24 protein-coding genes are annotated in these 21,649 nt (G+C 37.6%); 16 read left to right on the forward strand and 8 right to left on the reverse strand.

Features of this window, described 5'->3' with window-relative positions; genetic code table 11:
• Positions 1–1,437 (reverse strand): toll/interleukin-1 receptor domain-containing protein, encoded by a 1,437-nt coding sequence (locus EG359_RS05705; protein ID WP_076351118.1) that lies wholly within the window; start codon positions 1,435–1,437, stop codon positions 1–3.
• Between the two features lie 853 nt (positions 1,438–2,290).
• On the opposite strand from EG359_RS05705, the gene EG359_RS05710 reads away from it, so the two are divergent.
• The 12 genes from EG359_RS05710 to EG359_RS05765 all read left to right on the forward strand — a co-directional run bounded on the left by EG359_RS05710 (position 2,291) and on the right by EG359_RS05765 (position 9,151).
• Positions 2,291–2,698 (forward strand): single-stranded DNA-binding protein, encoded by a 408-nt coding sequence (locus tag EG359_RS05710; protein WP_076351116.1) that lies wholly within the window; start codon positions 2,291–2,293, stop codon positions 2,696–2,698.
• A gap of 59 nt (positions 2,699–2,757) precedes the next feature.
• On the forward strand, positions 2,758–3,831 hold the full coding sequence (locus EG359_RS05715) for a DUF932 domain-containing protein (protein WP_076351114.1): 1,074 nt from the start codon (positions 2,758–2,760) through the stop codon (positions 3,829–3,831).
• A 67-nt stretch (positions 3,832–3,898) separates the two neighbouring features.
• Entirely contained in the window at positions 3,899–4,309 is a 411-nt protein-coding gene (locus EG359_RS05720) for a hypothetical protein (protein WP_076351112.1), read from the forward strand.
• Positions 4,306–4,758, forward strand: a complete 453-nt coding sequence (locus tag EG359_RS05725; protein WP_076351110.1) for a hypothetical protein — start codon at positions 4,306–4,308, stop codon at positions 4,756–4,758. The genes EG359_RS05720 and EG359_RS05725 overlap by 4 nt, the downstream gene beginning before the upstream one ends.
• A 167-nt stretch (positions 4,759–4,925) precedes the next feature.
• Positions 4,926–5,111, forward strand: a complete 186-nt coding sequence (locus tag EG359_RS22705; protein WP_228434863.1) for a hypothetical protein — start codon at positions 4,926–4,928, stop codon at positions 5,109–5,111.
• Positions 5,095–5,304 (forward strand): hypothetical protein, encoded by a 210-nt coding sequence (locus EG359_RS05735; RefSeq protein ID WP_123867279.1) that lies wholly within the window; start codon positions 5,095–5,097, stop codon positions 5,302–5,304. Before EG359_RS22705 ends, EG359_RS05735 begins: the two co-directional genes overlap by 17 nt.
• 2 nt (positions 5,305–5,306) lie before the next feature.
• Positions 5,307–5,675, forward strand: coding sequence for a hypothetical protein (locus EG359_RS05740; protein WP_076351104.1), 369 nt, complete (start codon positions 5,307–5,309; stop codon positions 5,673–5,675).
• Positions 5,662–6,225, forward strand: a complete 564-nt coding sequence (locus EG359_RS05745) for a PRTRC system protein E (protein WP_076351102.1) — start codon at positions 5,662–5,664, stop codon at positions 6,223–6,225. Before EG359_RS05740 ends, EG359_RS05745 begins: the two co-directional genes overlap by 14 nt.
• Before the next feature lie 10 nt (positions 6,226–6,235).
• Positions 6,236–6,454: a PRTRC system protein C gene (locus EG359_RS05750; RefSeq protein WP_076351100.1), complete on the forward strand. Its 219-nt coding sequence runs from the start codon at positions 6,236–6,238 to the stop codon at positions 6,452–6,454.
• Positions 6,455–6,470: 16 nt separating this feature from the next.
• Complete coding sequence (locus tag EG359_RS05755; RefSeq protein ID WP_076351098.1) at positions 6,471–7,619, forward strand: hypothetical protein; 1,149 nt, start codon at positions 6,471–6,473, stop codon at positions 7,617–7,619.
• Between the two features lie 12 nt (positions 7,620–7,631).
• Complete coding sequence (locus EG359_RS05760) at positions 7,632–8,342, forward strand: PRTRC system protein B (RefSeq protein ID WP_076351096.1); 711 nt, start codon at positions 7,632–7,634, stop codon at positions 8,340–8,342.
• Positions 8,339–9,151 (forward strand): PRTRC system ThiF family protein, encoded by an 813-nt coding sequence (locus tag EG359_RS05765; RefSeq protein WP_076351094.1) that lies wholly within the window; start codon positions 8,339–8,341, stop codon positions 9,149–9,151. The genes EG359_RS05760 and EG359_RS05765 overlap by 4 nt, the downstream gene beginning before the upstream one ends.
• Positions 9,152–9,539: 388 nt before the next feature.
• Here the strand turns inward: EG359_RS05765 and EG359_RS05770 are convergent, their stop codons facing one another.
• The 5 genes from EG359_RS05770 to EG359_RS05790 form a co-directional block, all read right to left on the reverse strand.
• Entirely contained in the window at positions 9,540–10,100 is a 561-nt protein-coding gene (locus EG359_RS05770) for a suppressor of fused domain protein (RefSeq protein ID WP_076351092.1), read from the reverse strand.
• A gap of 18 nt (positions 10,101–10,118) precedes the next feature.
• Positions 10,119–11,603 carry a GH-E family nuclease gene (locus EG359_RS22845; RefSeq protein ID WP_084180267.1) on the reverse strand — a complete coding sequence of 495 codons (1,485 nt, stop codon included), beginning with the start codon at positions 11,601–11,603 and terminating at the stop codon, positions 10,119–10,121.
• 285 nt (positions 11,604–11,888) lie between these two features.
• Positions 11,889–12,710: a hypothetical protein gene (locus EG359_RS05780; protein ID WP_076351088.1), complete on the reverse strand. Its 822-nt coding sequence runs from the start codon at positions 12,708–12,710 to the stop codon at positions 11,889–11,891.
• A 2-nt stretch (positions 12,711–12,712) separates the two neighbouring features.
• Positions 12,713–14,878 (reverse strand): type VI secretion system Vgr family protein, encoded by a 2,166-nt coding sequence (locus tag EG359_RS05785; protein WP_076351086.1) that lies wholly within the window; start codon positions 14,876–14,878, stop codon positions 12,713–12,715.
• Positions 14,879–15,324: 446 nt separating this feature from the next.
• Positions 15,325–16,953 (reverse strand): helix-turn-helix domain-containing protein, encoded by a 1,629-nt coding sequence (locus tag EG359_RS05790; RefSeq protein WP_164463045.1) that lies wholly within the window; start codon positions 16,951–16,953, stop codon positions 15,325–15,327.
• Positions 16,954–17,317: 364 nt separating this feature from the next.
• On the opposite strand from EG359_RS05790, the gene EG359_RS05795 reads away from it, so the two are divergent.
• The 4 genes from EG359_RS05795 (at position 17,318) to EG359_RS05805 (ending at position 18,742) form a co-directional block, all read left to right on the forward strand.
• On the forward strand, positions 17,318–17,560 hold the full coding sequence (locus EG359_RS05795) for a hypothetical protein (RefSeq protein ID WP_076351082.1): 243 nt from the start codon (positions 17,318–17,320) through the stop codon (positions 17,558–17,560).
• A gap of 111 nt (positions 17,561–17,671) precedes the next feature.
• Positions 17,672–18,067 (forward strand): MauE/DoxX family redox-associated membrane protein, encoded by a 396-nt coding sequence (locus tag EG359_RS22935; RefSeq protein WP_394343632.1) that lies wholly within the window; start codon positions 17,672–17,674, stop codon positions 18,065–18,067.
• Between the two features lie 102 nt (positions 18,068–18,169).
• Positions 18,170–18,427, forward strand: a complete 258-nt coding sequence (locus EG359_RS05800) for a hypothetical protein (RefSeq protein WP_076351080.1) — start codon at positions 18,170–18,172, stop codon at positions 18,425–18,427.
• Positions 18,428–18,493: 66 nt separating this feature from the next.
• On the forward strand, positions 18,494–18,742 hold the full coding sequence (locus tag EG359_RS05805; RefSeq protein ID WP_076351078.1) for a hypothetical protein: 249 nt from the start codon (positions 18,494–18,496) through the stop codon (positions 18,740–18,742).
• Positions 18,743–18,846: 104 nt separating this feature from the next.
• Here the strand turns inward: EG359_RS05805 and EG359_RS05810 are convergent, their stop codons facing one another.
• Together EG359_RS05810 and EG359_RS05815 are read right to left on the reverse strand one after the other, a co-directional pair.
• Positions 18,847–20,277 (reverse strand): TlpA family protein disulfide reductase, encoded by a 1,431-nt coding sequence (locus tag EG359_RS05810; protein ID WP_076351076.1) that lies wholly within the window; start codon positions 20,275–20,277, stop codon positions 18,847–18,849.
• 16 nt (positions 20,278–20,293) lie between these two features.
• Entirely contained in the window at positions 20,294–21,649 is a 1,356-nt protein-coding gene (locus EG359_RS05815; protein ID WP_076351074.1) for a RagB/SusD family nutrient uptake outer membrane protein, read from the reverse strand.

A 21,649-nucleotide genomic window follows, 5' to 3' on the forward strand; every position in this document is an offset into this window, starting at 1 on the left:
TTACCTTTCACTTGCAATTGTATCCGGGTTTACAAGCTCATGAATGGAAGGCACTTTCGAATACCCGTTCCCTCCATAACGAATATGGTCATTATTTTCACTTTTGTAAGTTGTCAGTATATTTTTAAGCTCAATCGCTCCTTTTATGTCGAATATTTCCTTTACATTATCAAAATGCTTTTTAGATGTCATTTTTGCGAAAAAATTGATAGGCTGTGATTCTCCATAAATATAAGTATAAGGAAACCACGTTTCGTAATCAACTATCTTCAGATAGCTAACGAAATAACATACCATATCAGCTAATATAAGGTCGGTCTTTTTAAAATTTTCACACAAATTCATAATAATATACTCTCCAAAACCTGTAATCTTCTTGTGTTCCCTAGAAAAATATTGTTCCAGATATTCATGGTAGCCTCCGATAAAAGTAAACTTAGAAGCTTCTGTCTTCCTGGCATATTTTTCTTTTTTGTAATATTTAGTATGTAGCAGATCTGCAACGAGTTTGTAGTTTTTATTTTTTAAGGCTGCAGCTATTGCATACAGGAAAAGTTCATGAAAAATTACTTTAAAAATGTCAAATCTTGCAGGGCTCCAGCTGCCTTCGTGTTCCCTGGGACTATCATAAAACGGAGCAGTTTCAAAAAATTCGATTAATAATTCATCGCTATTATCCAGTTCGTTACTTGCCAAAATTTCAATAAATTGTACAAAATCTTCTTTCAATGGTTTATATGATTTCAGCGTATCATATAATTTCTCGCCATAACCGATTATATCAGTTGGCGTATTGACAAGCTCAAAATCCCAAAGTTTATCCTGAAAGATCTCAATAAAACTTTTCAATTCCCTATATGCAACCTTTCCATTCTTATTGATCTGGTTATTTATTGTCTTTAATTTATTGTGGGTTTCAGCAAGATTTACAACTGAATCGGTAATATAGCTGGGCGCTTTTATTCCTAATTTAGGTTTAGGAAGCGATGGGGTTTCAAGAATATTTCTTAATAATTCCTCATAACTATTTTCAAAATCCTCTTCCCTTGAAAAATCGATATATTTTCTGCTTTGTAAATACACAGGAAGAAATGCATGTCCATCCTCATCCCTCTCTCTTACGAGTGGAATGAATTTGACTTGCTCTTGCTTCGAATAGATATTTGGCGTAATAATCTGGGTTTCGGTTCCCACACCCCCAGCTCGATCATTAGATTTTTCCGTATACGTTTTATCAGAAACTATAAGTACCCGAAAAATATCTTTTGCCTTAACCATAGTTTCCATGAAACTATGGATATCATGACCATCTTGAAGTGACCACCTATCCAACACAACGTCAACGCTGTCGTTCATTAGTCTTGTTGCAAGATCAACTATCCATTGTTGATGCTCACTATTACCCCATGCATAGGAAATAAATACTTTTTTACTCATGTAAATTGTGCTATTCTAGGTTTAAAATTAGCTTAAATAATGCTATAAATTCTCCAGCTTTCTATAAACAAAAGTAAGTAAATCTTTGTGTTTACAAGCAACCAGCAACAGATCCGCGCGAATAATATTAAAAATAAATCAAGGAAAAGTTAAGACCAGGAAATTTTACAGCAGTGCATTTCCTAGTCTGTGTAAAGAAATCTATTCAGTCCACTTAACGCTATTCCCAAAATGCCTTATGCATAAACTTATTATGGCGTGTGCTTTATGGCACCGGGCTTTCCGTTACAAGTCCTCGTTCCTGTGGGCTTTCCCCTTCAATCACTCACGCAAAAGATATCATTTCAAAATACATAATTCAAAACACCACTATCATTGCCAGCCCACAAAAGCAAAAGCACATTTACGCCATGCCCGTTCCTTCATTGTAAAAGAGCTTTTTGCATTCCCTAACATAGAAAATTGAAAGCCGCTCCTAAGCCCGTCCGGATTATACGCAGCTTTAAATTACCTATGAATAATACTTTTTTAACACGACTGAAATTTCAGGAAAAATAAGATTTGTTTAATCAGTTTTTATCAAAAGAACAGTCGAAAAAGGGAAGTAAAAATACGTCGGCCAGCCACCGACACCACCCTGCAAGAGAAATAACGAATGAACGGTCTACGCCCCAGAGGGTCCCCCCCATTAAATCATCATTTCTCTTGACTCTGCACCATTTGACCGGCGTATACATTGACTTTCTTTTTTTTCCTGTTTTTTCTTTTGAAAAAAATGATTCGGGGCCGAGCCTCAGCAGGACAGGAAAAGGGGGAAGCGTAACAGGATTGTATAACTTAAAAACAGACGATTATGAACATCATCGGAAGGCTGACCAAAAATGCAGAAGTCAGCAAAACACCAAACGGAAAAGAAGTTGTCAACTTCTCCATCGCAGTGAATGACAGCTACAAAAACAAAGCAGGACAGCGCATTGAACAGACCGAATTTGTGGACTGCTCCTATTGGCTTACTCCTAAAGCCGTGACATTCCTTGTCAAAGGGCTATTGGTTGAACTATCGGGCAGAATCAGCGCAAGGGCATGGCTTTCAAGTGACGGAACAGCAAAAGCAGGGCTCAATTTCCATACCTCAGCTATCAAGCCTTTAGGGAAACCCGCCAAGCAGGAAAATGGACAAAGCACACAAACCAGTGCAGAAAAACAGAACGCAAACACTGCAATAGTGGCAGGTTCGGATGATGACGATTTACCTTTCTAACCGTCCGATTCAATCTCACAGATTCATCAATAAACAAAAACACCTTAAAATCAGAAATCATGGCACATAATCTAAATTACAACAACAGAACAGGCAGATATTCATTTTTCTCAGTAAAGGAAAAGGCTTGGCACGGACTAGGACAGATTGTGCAGGACTACCCTACAAGTGCCGAAGCAATTCGGCACGCAGGTCTGGACTACGAAGTAGAAAAAAGCCCACTATTTACAAAAGGTTCGGGCATCGTTCAGATTGCAGACGGTATTGTCATTCAGGACACGGAAATCGAGGTTCCCAATTATTTCGCCAACATCCGCACGGACAACAATACCGTACTCGGTGTAGTGGGCAAAGACTACCATATCGTACAGAATAAAGATGCCTTTACCTTTTTTGACGCTATCGTAGGCGGGGAAAGTGGCATCCTCTACGAAACCGCAGGGGCATTGGGGCAGGGAGAACGCATATTTATAACTGCAAAACTCCCTAACTACATCCGTATCGGCAATTCCGATGATGTGATTGAAAAATATATCTTCCTGACGACCTCCCATGACGGGAGCGGAAGCATCACGGCAGCCTTCACCCCTATCAGAATCGTCTGTCAGAACACCCTGAACGCTTCACTACGCAACATGAGCAACGTAGTACGCATCAAGCACACCGCAGGAGCCAAACAGCGCCTGAACGATGCCCACAAAGTAATGGGGTTGGCAAACACCCTGACCATGCAGATGGATGGCATTTTCAACAGTTGGGCAAAGGTCAAAGTAAAGGACAGCGAAATCCGCAAGCTGATTCAGCTCGCCCTATGTCCGAACAAGGAAACATTTGACCTGCTGAAAAAAGGGGCGGATGATGAATTGTCAACGATGTTCAAAAACACGGTAGATGATGCATTCGCATACGCCATGATTAACGATACCCAATTGATGGAAACCACAAAAGGGACATTGTTTGGCACTTATAATGCCGTGACGGGCTACTTTCAGAACGTCCGAAACTACAAAAACCCTGAAGCAAAACTACAGAGCATCGTTCTGGGCGGTACTGCACAGCTCAAAACGCAAAAGGCATTTGAACTATGCACCTCATTTGAGAAAATTGGTGCAGATGTGTTTGAACTGAATTAATAAAACTTTTAAAGGTGGCAGTCCTGCAAAAGTCTGCCACCTAAAATTAATCCTAAAAGATGTACAAATGAAAACACTAAATCAAATGGATAACCTAGATAGAGCCTATCTACTTGCCAACCTTTTTCCCGATGAACTTAAAAATATGATAGATTTCATCAAGAAAGAAGCAGATTTCTGCCAAGATAACAAGGAGCAGATTTTAAAGGATTGGACAGCAGAGCATATTACTGCCGAACTATGGTACAATTTAATAGCCTTTTTTGAGCGTAGATACAAAAAGAATGGTACAAGACTGTACAGAAATAAAAAAACATTCAGAGACCAACTTTTTGACGGTTACGATGCGCTGTTCAGTATCAATGCTCTCATCAAATTTACAGCAGAACCACAGTGTTCTAAAAAGCTAAAATATGCGATTTACTTGCTATTTGGAGACAATTTACTTGTAAAAATAGACCTACAATCTGAGCCATGAAACCATCAGAAAAAGTGACTGATAAAATGATGCTCAAAGCCTATTCCAATGGGAATCGGAACAACCATGAAATTGCCATTGTAAACCTGACCAACACTTGGTTCAGTTCGACGAAACGCATATTTACCATCGCTAGATCGGCAGGGGTCGGACTTGAATTAAGAGACGGTTACAGGGACGGCTCTGCAAAATTCTTGGTCTATATCGGATGTAACTGTCCGCCTTATGAGCATCTTTTCGGTGAAAAGGACATTACTTTTATAGAAGCTGCCCCCGAAGAAATTGAGGAATTGTACGCTGACAACGAATACATGAAAAGTGACACGCTCCTCTTTACGTATGATGGTATCTCTCATTACAGGACAACCCAGGACATTAATTATCAAACAACGGAGTTCGACCTTGAGCTACTATTAGAAATTTTAGAACAAAAAAATCAGCAAAAATGACACGTTCAAATCTTCATATCACATTGAGCAACGGCGAAGAAATTATATGTGTTGCCGACAGCTCGAGTGCCCCCGAACAGGGTTATATCGTAGAGGAAATTCTTATGCCCTTACTCGCATTAGGCAATAGTAAAAGAGAACTTTTTTTAATCAAAAAGCACTGCACAATGGATGAAAGACGCGCAAATGCATCGTACCGCTATTATATCAACCTCATAAACAAAACAGTTACCCTGTTCGAGGAAAATTATAACTACCGTACAGACCGATTTAAAAAAGGCAAGGATTTAACCCATCGCTATACAAGCTACATAGAAACCTTAAATAATGGAAACCATGAAAAAGGAAAATGAAACAGCGTTTCAGGCGCTCACCATTATCGCTGAAATGGTAATGAAATTCGGACAGCTCTATGTCCTCAATATATCATCCGAAGATTGGCAGCATCTACAGTCCGTCAGGAACGGGCTTGAAAAGGTCATTCACGATAATGGCTACCAAATGAACTATGATAAAAATATTAAGCAGAACATTATTAAAAGATAACAATGGATACTTTGGCAAAATACAAGTTCGCAGATTGGTTATACAACAGGTTTGTCGAAAACTATAAAAATCAAAATGTCGTGGAAGCGTTCATTTTCTTGGACATCCTATCACGCTATCAGCTATTTGCACAGGAAATACGCAAACTTTCTGACCAACGAAGACATATCAAAGAACTGCACAGAACCATCACTAAGGCACTGAAAGAAGGAACAGCGCACAGACTTCGCCTTGCAGGCGAAGAAGGAACAGCAGAATTTAATAAGGTAATGGCAGAATATGAAGCACAATTAAGGGAAATCGGTCTTTCCGAATCATACATCACCGACCGTGTAAGTGACAAAAAAATGAATTATTATGGAAGCAACTAATTTTTTCAGACAGATTGCGAAAATGGAAATGAACAGCAAATTGATGCTAACAATTACCAAAGCAACAGAAAATATAATTATCGTTTCGATATTGATCGAAAATGACAGTTGTGGGGACAAGGCTAAAAACCTGATTCCTCCCTTTAACCTGAAAGGTACGCCCCAAGAACTTGACGAGGGATTTTTTGCCCACATCAAAAAGCCTGTTCAGACAGCTTCTGGTCTGCTGTCCAATATGGAACATTTTATGAAACAGGTAGAACTTGCTCAGGCAAATTCTGCGATGGAAAAACAAAACTCCAATAAGGAACAAAAGGACAAAGACAACAGAAACAAGAAATATAATGAAGCCATGCTAAAAGCGGATGCCTTTGAAAAGGAGGGAAAATACAAAGATGCTTGGACGGCACTCCCAAAAGTCGGGGATTATCCTGAACATTCCGAAGTTATCAAAAACAAACAGGAAATCTATGAAAGACAGTTTGCCCCTAGCCTATTTTCAGATACAGGAAAAGAAACAGTCGAAATAACTCACGAGAATAACCCTTAAAATCAATAATATGTTAGTAGCAACAGAACTTCCAAGAGTATTCGTACTCAAAGAGAAAGAACAGGAAATCAGGCTTGACGACCCTGAGCCAAAATGGAGCGTACAGGCAGTCCTGAATTTTTATTCAAATAACTATCCTGCACTCACCACAGCGAAAATTTCACGTCCAACGATTGCGGATGATACGATTCTCTATCGTTTTGAGACCGTCATCGGAACGAAAGGTTAACTAAAAAGTCAAACACATGAATTATGCAAACACAATATCCCGAAACGGTAAAGCTACCAAGAAAAGAAAACCAAGCTCAACTGCACAGACAATTGGAGCAGTTCGGACGGTGGATGAGAAAACCAAAGGATGCAGGGGAAATACAAAAGGACAAACAGAAGTCCGTACCGCCTGCGATGTTGCCAATGCCTTTTTAGGAATGCGCTTTTCTCCCAGATTGCAGGAAACCGAAACTATACAGGACTGTGATAGATTAAAAATGGACAGGGATTTTAAAAAATCCCTGTCTCTAATCGCTAAAAAATTTAATCTTTCTTTACAGGATTGTGGAAATATCCCTTTTCCGTATAACATTGCTGAATCAATGGCAGACCTTAAAAAACAGCTTAAAAAAGCGGAGACGGATTGGAAAGAAGTCCGATTGATACATCATAATAATAGCACTTACTTTGCAAAGGAAGACAGATACGATACAGGAATGACTTTATACTATATCCCTGTAATTCCACTTTATAACATACTGCACAATTCGGCAACTGAACAAGCTAGTCAGCTTTTACTTTCTGTATATGCCTACATCTATCAGGTTCTTGGTGTACCCTATTACAGAACTGATGATTGCTATTTGTACTCTATGTATGAAATGCTTGAAAATTGGATGTACGATGACGGTGCGGAGGAAGAGTTTATAGCCGACTTTAATGATGCTAAACGCATCGGTGATTTTATCAAAAAAATAATCAGTGACCCGATAAACCTGCACAGTTACACAAACCGCTTAAAAACATTTGTCGCAAAAACCGATTTTGATAAAAAATGCTTGACGGTTGCCAAGTCTTTTTATAAGATTTTTTGCGCCTATCCTAAAGTTCAAATCGATAGAAAATTCTATCCTTTGCGTTTTAGGGAAAGAATAGATATTGATGAGCGTGCGGTTTCATTGGATAACTATGTTTCTTTTTGCGCTTCGATTAAAGGTAGTTTATTTGAATCGCTCTGCCAGTCCGTTAACGATGATTTACAGGAATACTTCGAAATCGACGAACCAACACGCTTTATCCCCTACGATAACAGGAGAATAAAAGAAAACAATTTTGATTTTGAAAGCAAGGTTTTTAATGCCATTGATAGCCTTATTCAAATATGGCAGGAACATCAATACTAAAATTTAGAAATCATGGAAGATATTACAAACAGCTTTGGAACCTATTTTTACCCCTCAAGCGCATTGGTCTTTTATCAGAGCAATGGTGGCTTAAATGATACTTATGTCGAACACTTTGATATGGACAGTGATGGAGCGCCCGTTAATCCCCACCCCCTTACGATAGGTGAAGCAAAAAGATTGGCGACAGCGCTAAAAATTGATGAAGACAGTCTCAATCAGTTAAAATCAAATGGCATTTTACCCAATAACCTATTGTCATTTGACGCAAAATCAGCAACCATAATCTGGTATAGCAAAGCTCAAAAAAGAGAACTTTTATTTTCTGAGGGACTTGGAATAAAGTCAGGAACGGCACAAACCCCGCCTTTGGTTTGGATGGCAGACCGAGAATCACTCCATATTTATGCATTAACCATCAATAGAAAACCAACAGCAAACACCGCCCTGCATTATGCTCCTTTTTTCAATGTATATGAAAGTGGTGAAGTCTGTATGGGAACGGTGGACATAAAAGCAACCGAAACAGGTTCTATAAAAGAGCTGATGACCTTGTGGGAAAACTATTTTTTTAATAGCTATTTCTCCCACATGATGGCTGACCATAATCCAGTTGACGGAAACTGTGTACTGCTATGGGAAAGCCTAATCGGAACTGATACCATGTTCCCAACTGATAGACTTATCAAAAGCAATCAAAAACTTAAAGATATATTACGATGAGAACGCCAAAAACCAATGTCCATTTTTTGGACAATTACCTGCTAAGTCCAACAAACCCCATCCGTGTCAACGTAATCGGTGCAGGTGGAACAGGTTCAAAATTTATGACTGCGCTGATGGAAATCAACCACAGTTTATTGGAACTTAACCACCCAGGATTGGAGGTATATCTTTGGGATGACGATATGATAACCTCCGCAAACGTAGGTCGCCAAAGATATGCAGAATCAGAAAAGGGACTTTTCAAATCTCAGGCAATTATCAATAGGCTGAACCGTTGGTCGGGTACAAACTGGAAAGCCATAACAGAAAAATTCCAACGGGGTGAAGAAGGAGAAATACCCCTCCATGCAGGTGCATCTATTTATGTATCCTGTGTTGATACCGTGGGTTCAAGATTTACGATTGCAGAAATATTACAGGAACTTAATGACAAATACCCCAATCACAGGGACAAGGGAAGATATTGGCTAGACCTCGGAAATACCAAATACACAGGTCAGGCAATACTGTCAACCATCGGAAAAATAGAGCAGCCCACATCAAAGAAGTTTAAAACCTTTGATTCGCTTCCCTCCATTATTGCGGAATACGGTGATGCAATGCTCAGTTCTGAAAAAGAGGATAACACACCAAGTTGCTCGCTGGCTGAAGCCCTTTTAAAACAAGACCTTTTTATCAACAGTACCATTGCACAAATGGGAGCTTCCCTCCTTTGGAATATGTTTAAAACGGGAATGACAGAAAATAGAGGCTTCTTTTTAAATCTAAAGAATTTCAGAACACAACCTATTTGCGTTGGCAGTTGAAAAACTGCCGGCGCCAAAATTCGGCTCCTCCTATGGTCGGAACCGAATTTTGGCAGAAAAGCGGTGCAACCAGTTTTAAAAATAGCACCCGCGGAGCCATTCCATTTTAAAAACCGCTTGCGGCTCGTTCATTATTTTGGTTTGTTTTCTTCTAACAACTAAATTCTGTTTATCAATTTATATTTTTTTGCTAATTCTGTTAACATACACCACCCAAAATTTACCATGATTTTAAAAGAAAATCTATTTATAAAAAGGATTATTTAAAAAGTTTATAAACAAAAAAAGCACCGACGGGTGCTTTTTAAAGTTCATTTAATGCTATAATTTATATTTATCCAGCCTTCCAAAAAATAAACTCTTATGTTTATTTTAGACATTAATTTTATTATAAAATCGATTTTCTGTTAATGTCAGAAATATCAATTTCATTTTCTTCTAACAATGTTTCTAAAGCATCAGAACCTTTTTGCTTAAATAATTCAAACTCAGGTTCTGATATCGGTATAGCAAGAAGAAAATGGACTTCTTCATTTTGTACCATAAAATCTTCAAGTTTATCCTCCCACAAATACGGTGTAGTAAAATAAATATGTTTCATTTCAGAAGCGGGGTAATACATTTCAACGAGTTTTTCAAAAACCACCCCTTCAGAAACCTTCCATTGATCTTTAATGCAAAAAAAAGCACTTGTGCTCAAAATATTCCCCACTTTATCTTGCGCCGAATATCCCGAAATCATTAATTCGTACTTTTTATCTGCTACAGAATAGTCAGACAATCCAATTGTAGCATAAAAAATAACATTTTTATCTAAAGGATCGGGACACTCCATAATGAAAATGGCATGTTCACCTGTATCATCTCCATATTTAATGACTTTTGGTTCTGTACCTATTATTGGGGAAAGCTTTTTGTATAATTCCTTTTGTCTTTCTGTTGGTTTCATATAGTAAATTTACTTAAATTATTCGAAATCGTCGGTATGATCCTCTAGTTTATGTGATCTATTTGTGTTCTGCGTCTCAGGACGATAATGATCTGGATTATTATGTTCATCAATAAATTTTTTACGTGAAATTTCTCTTTCTGCTGCATCTTTTTGATGTTTTCTAAATTCGTGTTTAGGTTTATGACCCATATCCCATTCGCTATCAAATGGTATTTCTTCCTTCGTCAAAGGATCTTTTACAATTCCATCCTCCTTCGCACCATCATAAGCTTTCTTCCTTACACCTTTTCTAAATCCTGATGGCCGCTCGTAATACCATTTTCCATAATCTGTCAAGGTACCATCAGCATTTTTAACAGGATACTCTGGTAGCTTGGGTCTTTTCCCGCCTTTCTTTATTGCCTCAGCAGCCAATTCATCAATATCCTTCGTTACAACAGCAGCTATATCATCACTCTCTTTTTTAGCTAACTGCTCCAATGTCTCTGCGATTCCTCTTTTAGTTCCTGCTTCCAATGCTTCTTTACCCGCTTTTTCAGCTCCAGCCTCGGCAACTTCCTTTACAGTCTTTTCGACAACGACTTCTGCACCCTCTTTTAAAGCTGTCTTACCTGCGGTAACTGCCACTGAGCCACCAGCAGTGTACACAGCTGCGACAGCATCTGGTATAAATTCTCCAACTGTAGTACCGATCTTCCGAGGATTTTTAGCGATCCATTCGCCCGTATCCTGAGCTCCCTTGACAATATCATTTCCAAGCTTGTCCCAATTCTCTTCCTTGGAAGCCCAATCCCATGTTGAATTTGCTGCTTTTTCTAGATTCCCTGGTGTCGTACTCCATTTGTATGCCTCATTAAGTCCTTTAGTGGTCGCCTCATACCCCTCTTTCACCATTCCTCCTAAAGCTTCGGCAGTACCTACCGGGTCTTGCCCAACCTGATAGATAACTTCCCCAAGCCCGACTACTCCATTCACCGCCCCTTCAACTAATCCCGTTCCAAGATCATCAAACCAATCCTTAGCGCCTGCAATAGGTTTCATCCAGTCAGGAATCATCTTATCCCTTTCAGCTCGATTTTCTTTTGTTTTTTGTTCAAGCCAGTCAAATCCTTCTTTGATGTAATCGCTGGGCATCTTCCCTTCTCCTATACCATAAGCAACGGCGGAAGCCCTATCAAAAAATATACTGATCTTACCTCCAAAAATACAATTGCAGGTAGAATCTTCTAGAAGCATCCTGTTTCCATTAATTTTTACACCATCCTTCGGATTATCCCATTGCAAGGTAGTAGGTAAACAGGTTACCCCCGTAGCCCATTTTGCAGGACAGGTACAGAGTCCCATTGGTTTAAGGTGAAAGAAAGGTAACTTATCTGCTTCGGTTGCCATTGGCACCGCATATATTGTCGTATTTTTGTTAAAGCTAACCCGTAATGTCGATGGGCTCGTTCCTTTATCGCAGGCGAGAAAAGCACCCTCTGGCACATACTTTTTTGCCATGATCCACTTATTTATAATTAACGTTCTTAACGCAGGTGCAGATTTCTACCAATTTGGTCTTTCTAAAAATCCGCTCCAATTCACTTAGGTTTTCTTTCGACTCCAAGACTGTGAAATCAGGAATCTTTAATATTTCCGATACCAGACAACCTGATAAGCGTTTAATCTTTACGTCATCGGCATAGATATCTAGACAGTTTAGTTCTGCTAGTTTATCGGCATCCTTACTGCTCAGTAGTATAAAGTATCGGTCATTTTGAAAGACAAGATCCTCTATCTTAAAAATCATATTGCTTTTAAAATATTTCTTTCTTCACGGTACAGCGTACCAGGAATTTCCGCTATACTCATGCACATACTCTGTTCAGACCAAGGCCATTCATCCAAACGGTATCTTTCGATGTAACCTAACTGTAGCTGTGTAGGGACACGTGGCCTATTTTTCAGAATCCTGATCATGGCTGTAACTTTCTCCTGTTCAAACTTTTCATCGTCAATTGTCCCCTGAACTTCGATTTGGATTTTACCATCTTCTAATTCTGTAAGTGTCTCCACAGTATTAATAGGAACCATTTTTGCCGCCAAAAAATTGGGAAGTTCACGATATCCAGTTGTCTCTTCGTCTTTTTTTAACTGATTTGCATGAATACCAGGAAATAGAAGCAGATAAGGCTGTGCAAATCGCAAAGCATCCGATAAGTTGTCTGCGTTTTCCAAAAGTTCATTAATACCTGTGATAAAAATATCTTTGTGCGGATCTTTCTTATGTTCTTTTATAAGCTCCGGTTTAATTTTTTCCCACTTCATGCGTATATCTTCCATATTTAAGATTGTACCTAATTGCCCTTTTTCATTTAGAGTAAAAATCAGTTCATTCCTTATCTCATGAATATCCCCCACCCAACTGTACAAGCCAGTAGCATTACTCTGTTTATATCGGATTATATTTATTTTAAAAGTGGGAACTCCTTCGCTGACGGACAATAACTTTACATCGAGACCAATTTCCAAATGATTTTCATTGCGCAAACCCTGAAATTGATAACGCTCTTCCCTGAGGAAAGCATACTTTCTTGTTTTCCCAATATCCTGAATATTGAACTCCATAATTATCCTTTATTAATTTCTACATCTGCTCCTGTAATATTGGTTGGCCCACTTGAATTGATCTTGGAAGATTTGCTGTCAACAGCTAAGTCAGCGTCGGTCTTGATATCCATGTTACCATTGCTATGAATAGTAAATGTTCCAGCAGTCGCATCGAAACTGATGTTTCCATTGGTAACTGTTCCGCTAATCCCCTTTTTGTCGATGACAATTTTATTTCCGCCAACCTGAAAGGTTATACTTGTCTTGCCGTCAAGCGTAATATTACCTGCAGCATCCATATTTAAGAGAGATTGTGGCGGTGCATTTTTTTTACCGCCGACATTAATGGAACTATTGCTGCCAGCATTAACACTATGGGCTGTTTTTGCATTTGTTGTGGCATTTCCAGCTCCGTCGAAATGCATGTTTGCTCCGCCCTGGTCCTGTAGGTTCATGGAACCTGCACCATTATGAAATTTCAATTCTGCTCCGCTCCTACCACTGAAACTCATTACATTATTACCTTCACCACCACCTGCGCCAACTTTTCCATGAAACATGCCTCCCATTACAAATGGCCGATCGGGATGCAGATGGACAAAATTTACAATAACCTGATCCCCCACTTCTGGTACAGACATAAAGCCACGGTTTTTGCTGACCTTATCGCTACTACCCGCATCGGGAGACATTACGCGGATAAATTCGGTTGAATCTTTTCCACGTTGCCAGTCCAGTTGCACCTGTACGCGCCCTTGATTGAGTGGATCTGTATTTGACATTACTTTCCCAAATTGGGGTTCCGCAGTTGGAACTACAAATTCGGGTCTTGGGATAAATCCTGTATCGGATGCAATCGCTTGAAATGAACCATCATAGTAACCACGAGCGTCAACTTCGTGCGTAACTTCAATAAGCATCAGTTTTGTAAAGTATGAAGTTTCGCTACTATCAGCTTTTCTCATCTCAATATCTGCTATACATCCAGGATGAAGAAACGGAACTGTCGTATTTCCCGAGGTGACAAAAACTTCCGACGCTTTGCTCCCGGCAGTACCTTTCTGCGATGCATCAATATCCATAAAGGTTGCAGCTTTTATAGGGGCAACACGTAAAGATGGTGTTTGAAAAGTCCGTTCAGAAATCTCATATGCTCTTTTGGCAATATCTGATTTATGGTCAATTTTGGTTTTTCCACCAGCGAACTTTTCATCTTTACTGCTGTTATAACCATAGAATGTTGGATTTACATGCTGCGCCTTCATTTTGATTTTCACATCAGTCAGATTGCTACCATAAGTAAGTACAACGGGTTTCTCCTGCGGTGGTAGCTGTCCAAAATGAAGAACTTCACCATCATAGAAAAATTGTTCACCATAAGCTTCTGCCATTCTAGCCAGATAGTTATAATGTGTCTCCTCGTACTGACAACTATACGGTACATTTCCATAGCGGGAATCAACCCTGAAATCAAATTTGTCAGCACCTAAGCCTTCTTTGATGACTTCACTTGCTATACTATTTAGACTGATGGGTTTTGATCCGCCAAAACTCTGGATATGCGGCGCTGCATCCAATAATATTGTGGGGCTACAGCCTGTCATGACAAGATTGCCCAGACTTCCTTTTTCCTGACTAAAACCTACTTCTGTAATAACTCCTACAAAATTTCTTTCGGGGCTATTGTCTACATCTTTATATTTAAAGACAATGGTTATTCTCTTTCCCAGAAAATTTTGCGCCTCTTCCAGATTGTGATTTTCCGCAGCTCCTAAGGTATCATGAGCAAGTGTAAGCTCAAACTCATGATGCTTCACAGCACTTTGGGTTAGTTTAAAGTGCTTAAAATATTTGATTTCTTTTCCATCGACAAAAATATCGAGCTTAACTACCCTATTGATACCTGCAATTGCATTTTCAGGAATCCCTGCTGCATTAAATATTTTGGAAGTAGGCTGGTTTGCCCAAACTTTTTCCTTGAGGGTGGTGGGGTCATTTGGTAATAATGGCTGATTCAGAAACTGCCGCCCTGTGTCAGTTATATTTTTTGCTTGTTTAAGATACTCTTTTTGTGGACCCGGAATTTTGGTAACATCATCTAAATTGACGTCACTTAACGAATCCAAAACGTTTTTCTTGGATGAATCTATTCCTTTACTGGAAAGATTATCTTCTTGTTGAAACATGATAACATAATTTTTTTCGGTTGTGTTATTTAAAAAGGTTTATCACCGAGCGGTGAATTCAATTACCAGAGCTACAAATCAATAAGCACGTAGTACTTTCACAAGGCTATCTTAGTGGGGATCTGATAATGGTACGAAAAGAAATTCCGTGGGTTGAAATTACTCTTTAAGTATTAAGATACGCGAACTATTGTTGGGTTGTATTCATTCTTTTTCATAAGCATTTTAATGATTTTGGTTTTGCAATATAATACCTTACAACTTCACGGCAAAATGATTTTGACATTATTTTGAAAATTGTCGTAATTCTACTAATCAGAGCTTTACATATAAATTTTAAAAAATGGAGAGCATCATTTGGGAAAAAGAAACTGGACTAAAAAATATTTAAAGTAAACAACCATAGCTAGTTCACTAGTTCTTTCGTTTGTAAAACCAAGAACGATTTATTGTGAGATTGTTTCAATGATAAGATTCTGATCCAGATCTAAATCATATTTACGTCTCTTGATGAATTCTGATGGACCTATTCCATTGATCTCTTTGAAAAGTTTTGAAAAATGATTTCTTGAGGCCATACCACATTCTTCTGCAAGTGTTTCGATCTTATATTTACGGTATTCTGAGTCATTATACAGTTTATCAGTTATATAACTGATCCTCAGCTCTATTAAGTATTTTGTAAAATTCATGCCTTTGTATTCATTCACGATCTGTGAAAGATAGAAATGATTAGTATCGAATTTATCTGCCAATCTATGCTGTGTAAGACCGCTTTCCCTAAAGCCTCCCTTTTCCTCAAAATCTTTTAATTTATGCAGTATTTCTTCTACAACTTTGGGGTCGATTTCAAGTTTATTCCCATCATGCTTTTCCTCCATTTTGATGGCCATATTGGCGTTATCTCTAGCTTTGATCTTTTGCTCCAGATTATCATATTTGCTTCGCAACCTTTTTTCTCTTCTTTTATAAAATAGCATTGTAGCTGCAAAAGTTACCGCCACTGTACCTAAACCCCATTGAGCCACTTTGTCTCTAACGGATCTATTTTCAAGCCGCTTCTTATCTTCTTTCAATATACGTGTATCATACTCCTTGCTAATCTTTCTTGACAAATAATTGAAATCCCTGAATAGGACACTATCTACTTTTAAAAGCTGATTGGTATAATATAATTGCTTTTCTACATCACTATTTGATTTGTAATGATCAATCAAAAGTTCATAGGTATCTCGAACCTCGGGAACAATGAAAGCCTGCTTTTGAAAAATCGAATCGACTTTTTCAAAGTTTTTTAAAGCGTGGGGTTCATCACTCAATTTAAGGTAGGATTTCCCCAAATATGAATAGTTTACAGCTAACCACGAAAAATCATTAATTTTTGATAACGCTACCGATGAAGCGATAAGCGAGGCGATAGCAGTTGAAAACTCCTTTTTCCTAAACTCAGAGATACCTTTTTCTTTCAAAAAATAACCAGCTTCCTGCCTATGCTCACGGCTAGCACCAATCTCAGAAAGCCCGACATTGACAATTGAATCGGCAAGATTGAATTGTCCCATGTTTCTATAACAGATAGCCATCTGATGAAGGCCGTTAAAGTACCCTCTTCGCGCATCAAATAGTATTGTCGGATGCTGGTTTCTACTTATTTCAGCACCAAAATGATTGCGCGTTTTTATAAAAAGAGGCAGTGCCTCATCGTAGTAACCCATATAACTCTTTACTACACCGATAAGATAATTTAGCCTGTTCTGATAATATGGATCAGTACCATTCTTGGCATATTTGACTGCTAAAAGAAACTCATCTAATGCCAATTGATATTTCTTAAAGTGGAAATAATAGACAACTCCCTTCTCAAGGAATGCAGAACTAACTAAAGCTTCTTTGCGTGAAAATTTGGCAGCAATTATTGTACTATCCGCATATTTAAGTTTTACGTTACGATCAGCAGAGAATTCGACACCATCTGCATATCCCTGATACAATTTATCATAATCCTTATCCTTTTTTGCCTCAGCAATGTACTGACGAATGAATGGAAGTGCCCTGACATCATTCTCTGAAAACACTTCATAATTTCTCCGAATATAGTAATACTTACTGTACTCTTCTTTTTGGGCACAGAGAAATTCACAGTGTAATAAACATAAAACAATTATGATATGAAAATAGGAGAATTTCATAGGTCAAGTTTGTATAAAATTAGTAAAAATCGCCAAACCATGATTTATCAAAAACTAAAATCTGCAACCTACCACAAAAACATCATAAAACATTGATTTTCAAAATAATAACAATGCTCAATTTGAACAATTTGCGCATTCAAATTGTTCAACGTGCGCAGTAAACAGTTTTTCCGTCTTCCAATGCCCTCTACCTTCGCTCTTGAATTCGAAATAACCGGCCGGGATAATTCTTAAAATTTTTAACAAAATGAAAACTATTATCTCAACAATATTAATCATCGCAGGAGCGGTCATTTTACACTCCTGTCGAGAATCCGAAATTGAAGAACCGCTAGAACTGGAAAAACTGAATATTGTCAACTCAAAAACAGAAATGTCAAAAAATAGCGATACAATTCAAGCAGGAGTCGTTTCCAACGACTCTGAAAATGATGAATCGATAAAGGACCCACCAATCAGACATGGTGGCCAATGGAGAACCTCGAAATAAAGCTCGATTTTAACTGTGTGTGGAATAACCTTTCAACTTAAATCACAAAATACTCAAACCATGCGAACGAAAAACTTGATAGCCGAAACAATTATATTCTTACTCCTACTGATGTGGGCATATACGTTTGTCAGTAAGGTTCTTGATTTTGACACTTTCAGAAGGCAGATCAATGGTGCATATCTATTATCGTATTTGGGATCACCGCTGCCTTACATTTTACAGTTACTGCACTTGTCACTTGTGATACTGTTGCTAAAGAAATCTTGGAGAAAATTAGGACTTATTACCTCGCTATCTGTCCTGCTATTATATACAGGATATCTCATCTACATCTTAAAGTTTGCGCCAAGCATACCATGTTCATGTATTTCGCTTTTTAGAGGGTTGAACTGGAATAATCAACTGTGGATTAATCTTGCGGTGCTAACACTAAATATCATTGGTCTGATCATGTTTTCGTATAAAAGTCCGCCACACAGTAGTCATGTTCAGACCACGTACTAAATTTAAAACTAATAACCAAAACAGGGGAAGCTGAAAACCTGAAACCCAGAGTAGGCAAAAAACTAAAGTTTAGCTTTTTGATTTATAAAAGCACCAAACATCATGAAATCACTTAGAATTACCTTAGGAGTTGCAGCAATTGCAATTGGAAGTTTCGCAGCATTTTCATTTGCTCCTGCGAACACATTAAACGAAGACGAAACAGGAATTTTCTACGCTAATCCTGATGGATCAATGGGAGATCCAGTTGGAGCGACAAACGAGTGTAAATTGTCTGGTCCGATCTGCTCCCAAGAGTATGATTTGGATACTGAGTTACCGACTAACAATCATATTGTTCGAGGAGTTAGACAACCTTAGAGATTTATTAAATAAAATTTATCAAGAAAAGGGCTTGCAGCCCTTTTCTTTTATAAATATTTAAACATGAAAACTATCAGAATAAAGCTTATAACAACAGCTATAATTATGAGTTTATATGCTGTACTTTCTTCTAGTAAAAGAGAAAATATGCTAAATACAGGATTATTTTATGTCAATCCCGACGGCACAATGGGAGATGCAGTGATAAATGGTGATTGTTATGGTGTAGGGCCAATATGTTATCAAGAATTTGATTTGGATACAGAATTACCAACTGGAAATTTTATCATTAGGGGAAGTAGGCAACCCTGATTAATTTATAACACTAATGAAGTGCAACACCTTAATGGTAATACAACTTAAGTTATATAAATTTTAAAACAGCGAAGTTATTGAAAAATCTTCGCTGTTTTTATTTATAACAATTTTCGGATGTATGTTTTAAATTCTTCTAAATGGCTAACGGGATTCGGAGCCATTCCCACTAAGTTCCCTTGTTTGTCAAGTACAATTAGAGTGGGATATGCAGGTATTTTTGCGAATTTAATAATAGGATGATAAAATCTTTGCTCTTCAGTATACAATTGTAATGAATTCTTGCTTGAGTACTCACCAATCCCTAGTTTCCATGTTGCCATATTATCAACATTTATTGAAACAAACTGTATTGAATCATTCTTCATCTCCTCCTCTATTTTAGCTAATATTGGACTCACATCTTTACATCCTGCACAACCCGTGAACCAAAAATCGACCACAACAATTTTTCCTTTAAAATCCTCTAATTTATGCACTTTGCCAGTTGTGTCGGGTAGCGCAAATTTAAAGAATGGTTTCCCTGGTTGAAGGTAAAGTTCTACGTGTTTAAATTCGTCTATCACTTTTTTATATAAGTATTCCTTCTTGTTAACATGAGAAATATAAAAATCAAACATTTTTTTTGATATGTTATCGTTCCAATGTTCTTCAAAAATTTGCAAAGCTAAATCGGAAAGAAGGTAATCACGAATATATGGTACTCTTTTAAATTCTTTTACAATCATAGAATTATATTCAGAGGGGTCAGCAAAACGTTTTAGATTTTGTCCACCATTCATTCTATTAAGTAGGCTCAAATAATTAGGAATTAAACGAAAACCACCGAAATATTCAATTGAGTTTCTATTAAGTAAAGGCTTAATCCGTTTCTTTTTCAGAAGGTATTTGTTAAATAACAATAATGTGGAATCACTCTTGTTTTGCAACGAATGAATCAAAATCATATCCAATGCTTGGTCAACAAGCTGCGCATGTATCAATTGATGATCTATAGAATGTGGCCTTTTTATTTTCTGAAATACTGAATCAATTATATCCAGTGATCTATCGACTTCTAGATATTTCTCTGTGACAGTCTGTTTATTGTATGCCTTTTTAAAGAGACGACTGGAATAAACTTCTTTAATTACATCCCTAAATAATATGATTTTTTCTTTACCTATTCCACTAACATTCATATTTACTAGCCCAAGTTTTGAGGCACTTGGAACTGTGAAATGTAAACTATCGCCAGGATTTACAATTATACTGAAAGTACCTGGCGAAAAAGCGAGGTCATTTTTAATATATATAGTTGCTGTTGAAGTTTTTTGTAAGGGGAAAACGAAATCAAAATTCCCATTTTTCATTACAGTGGAATATTCTTGTGAGGTTCGTATTGCCGACATGCCATCAATAATTAACAATTTAATGTCGAGATTACAATCTTGGCAATCGTTGATAGCTCCAGAAATAATTGTTCGCTTTTGGCTATGCGAGAAATGTACCGTTAATAAAAACAGTACAATAAAAAAAAGTATTTTTCTCATGATAAGATCTAATATGCTAGTTCTGCTCTAAACCGTTATAATTGATGATATACTGTGGAATTGGTAATACATAACGCTTATCATTTGGAGGTAAAGTGTATATATTTTCGCCTACAATTCTTGTCAGAGCTTTTGCGTAGCGCGTTTCTTTATTAAGCCTTTTCAAATCCTGAAATCGAAGACCTCTTTTTAATAATTCTTTTCTTCGTTCTATTAATACAAGATCAAGCACCTCAATATCTGTGTTTGCAGATAAAGGAACAAATGTTCCAGTTTTAAATCTAGTTTTCAACAGTGAATTCAGTAGAGCTACCGCACCATCTTTATCCCCAAGACGAGCCGCACATTCTGCCCCGATAAGCATAATTTCGTCTGTCGCCGTTGCTGCAAGTTGATTTGAAAGTAAATCTCCTCGCCATACTGGTTTTCCATTAACAATTTTAAAATATAAAATTTTTCTAAGATCATTTTCATCGTATAAACTATATATTTCAAAAGGGATTTGAGAAGATAAACCACTAATACTACTATATGGGTTTGCTAACTGAAGCTGAATATGCACTTCCTTACTATTAAATGCAAGTGGGTAGGAAGCGGCAGGATTAAAAGTATTATAATCATCAAGTATAGAGTATAATCGCAGGGATTTTTCCGCAGTTTCAAGGGCATGTTGATAATCGTTCATAAAAAGATAAGTTCTAGCTAATAATCCGTAAGCACCAGCATTAGTGATGTGCATGGGAGAGATTGCATTTCGTGGTAATAGTGAGGCAGCTATAGTAAGGTCATCGATGATACGTTGGTATGTTTGGCCTAAGGAGCTCCTGAAAATTGGTGTGTTAATATCCTGATCTAACTTGAGCGGAATACCTAAATCCGTTTCAGCAGTTGCTTTATTGTAATATTTGCAAAATGTCATTGCTAGATTCAAAAAAGCTCGAGACCTGTGATACAAAGCTGTTCCTTTTATTCTGTCGTATAAAATACCGTTACTTTCCGTTCTTGATATTTTTTCCAGAGATTGTAATGCAACATTACAGGACTGTACCTGTGAATAAGCGTAATCCCACTCATCCGTATAACCACCGTCTAACTTCGGAAACTCATCTACGGTCCAGGTCACTAATTTGCGATCAAAATCATACCATAATGAATTATATTGCTCCAATGTAATTTCAATGTCGTCACAAGACGCTTCCATAGACCCACGTCCATCATAAGAAAATATACTGGTATTCATCAATAAATCTAAATCACTTAAGGTCGTTGGTACGATTAATTTAATATCTTGCTTCTCTTCCAACCATTCTTTCGAACAACCAGATAAAAAAAATGATGTGAATATTAACAGAGTTTTTAGTATCGTTTTCAT

Source organism: Chryseobacterium joostei (assembly GCF_003815775.1).
In the GTDB taxonomy this organism is placed as follows: domain Bacteria; phylum Bacteroidota; class Bacteroidia; order Flavobacteriales; family Weeksellaceae; genus Chryseobacterium; species Chryseobacterium joostei.

What these genes read in the sequence shown, in the direction of transcription:
- EG359_RS05705 (WP_076351118.1), bottom strand. Translation starts at nt 1,437, where the DNA reads ATGAGTAAAAAAGTATTTATTTCCTATGCATGGGGTAATAGTGAGCAT.
- EG359_RS05710 (WP_076351116.1), top strand. Translation starts at nt 2,291, where the DNA reads ATGAACATCATCGGAAGGCTGACCAAAAATGCAGAAGTCAGCAAAACA.
- EG359_RS05715 (WP_076351114.1), top strand. Translation starts at nt 2,758, where the DNA reads ATGGCACATAATCTAAATTACAACAACAGAACAGGCAGATATTCATTT.
- EG359_RS05720 (WP_076351112.1), top strand. Translation starts at nt 3,899, where the DNA reads ATGAAAACACTAAATCAAATGGATAACCTAGATAGAGCCTATCTACTT.
- EG359_RS05725 (WP_076351110.1), top strand. Translation starts at nt 4,306, where the DNA reads ATGAAACCATCAGAAAAAGTGACTGATAAAATGATGCTCAAAGCCTAT.
- EG359_RS22705 (WP_228434863.1), top strand. Translation starts at nt 4,926, where the DNA reads ATGGATGAAAGACGCGCAAATGCATCGTACCGCTATTATATCAACCTC.
- EG359_RS05735 (WP_123867279.1), top strand. Translation starts at nt 5,095, where the DNA reads ATGAAAAAGGAAAATGAAACAGCGTTTCAGGCGCTCACCATTATCGCT.
- EG359_RS05740 (WP_076351104.1), top strand. Translation starts at nt 5,307, where the DNA reads ATGGATACTTTGGCAAAATACAAGTTCGCAGATTGGTTATACAACAGG.
- EG359_RS05745 (WP_076351102.1), top strand. Translation starts at nt 5,662, where the DNA reads ATGGAAGCAACTAATTTTTTCAGACAGATTGCGAAAATGGAAATGAAC.
- EG359_RS05750 (WP_076351100.1), top strand. Translation starts at nt 6,236, where the DNA reads ATGTTAGTAGCAACAGAACTTCCAAGAGTATTCGTACTCAAAGAGAAA.
- EG359_RS05755 (WP_076351098.1), top strand. Translation starts at nt 6,471, where the DNA reads ATGAATTATGCAAACACAATATCCCGAAACGGTAAAGCTACCAAGAAA.
- EG359_RS05760 (WP_076351096.1), top strand. Translation starts at nt 7,632, where the DNA reads ATGGAAGATATTACAAACAGCTTTGGAACCTATTTTTACCCCTCAAGC.
- EG359_RS05765 (WP_076351094.1), top strand. Translation starts at nt 8,339, where the DNA reads ATGAGAACGCCAAAAACCAATGTCCATTTTTTGGACAATTACCTGCTA.
- EG359_RS05770 (WP_076351092.1), bottom strand. Translation starts at nt 10,100, where the DNA reads ATGAAACCAACAGAAAGACAAAAGGAATTATACAAAAAGCTTTCCCCA.
- EG359_RS22845 (WP_084180267.1), bottom strand. Translation starts at nt 11,603, where the DNA reads ATGGCAAAAAAGTATGTGCCAGAGGGTGCTTTTCTCGCCTGCGATAAA.
- EG359_RS05780 (WP_076351088.1), bottom strand. Translation starts at nt 12,710, where the DNA reads ATGGAGTTCAATATTCAGGATATTGGGAAAACAAGAAAGTATGCTTTC.
- EG359_RS05785 (WP_076351086.1), bottom strand. Translation starts at nt 14,878, where the DNA reads ATGTTTCAACAAGAAGATAATCTTTCCAGTAAAGGAATAGATTCATCC.
- EG359_RS05795 (WP_076351082.1), top strand. Translation starts at nt 17,318, where the DNA reads ATGAAAACTATTATCTCAACAATATTAATCATCGCAGGAGCGGTCATT.
- EG359_RS22935 (WP_394343632.1), top strand. Translation starts at nt 17,672, where the DNA reads ATGTGGGCATATACGTTTGTCAGTAAGGTTCTTGATTTTGACACTTTC.
- EG359_RS05800 (WP_076351080.1), top strand. Translation starts at nt 18,170, where the DNA reads ATGAAATCACTTAGAATTACCTTAGGAGTTGCAGCAATTGCAATTGGA.
- EG359_RS05805 (WP_076351078.1), top strand. Translation starts at nt 18,494, where the DNA reads ATGAAAACTATCAGAATAAAGCTTATAACAACAGCTATAATTATGAGT.
- EG359_RS05810 (WP_076351076.1), bottom strand. Translation starts at nt 20,277, where the DNA reads ATGAGAAAAATACTTTTTTTTATTGTACTGTTTTTATTAACGGTACAT.
- EG359_RS05815 (WP_076351074.1), bottom strand. Translation starts at nt 21,649, where the DNA reads ATGAAAACGATACTAAAAACTCTGTTAATATTCACATCATTTTTTTTA.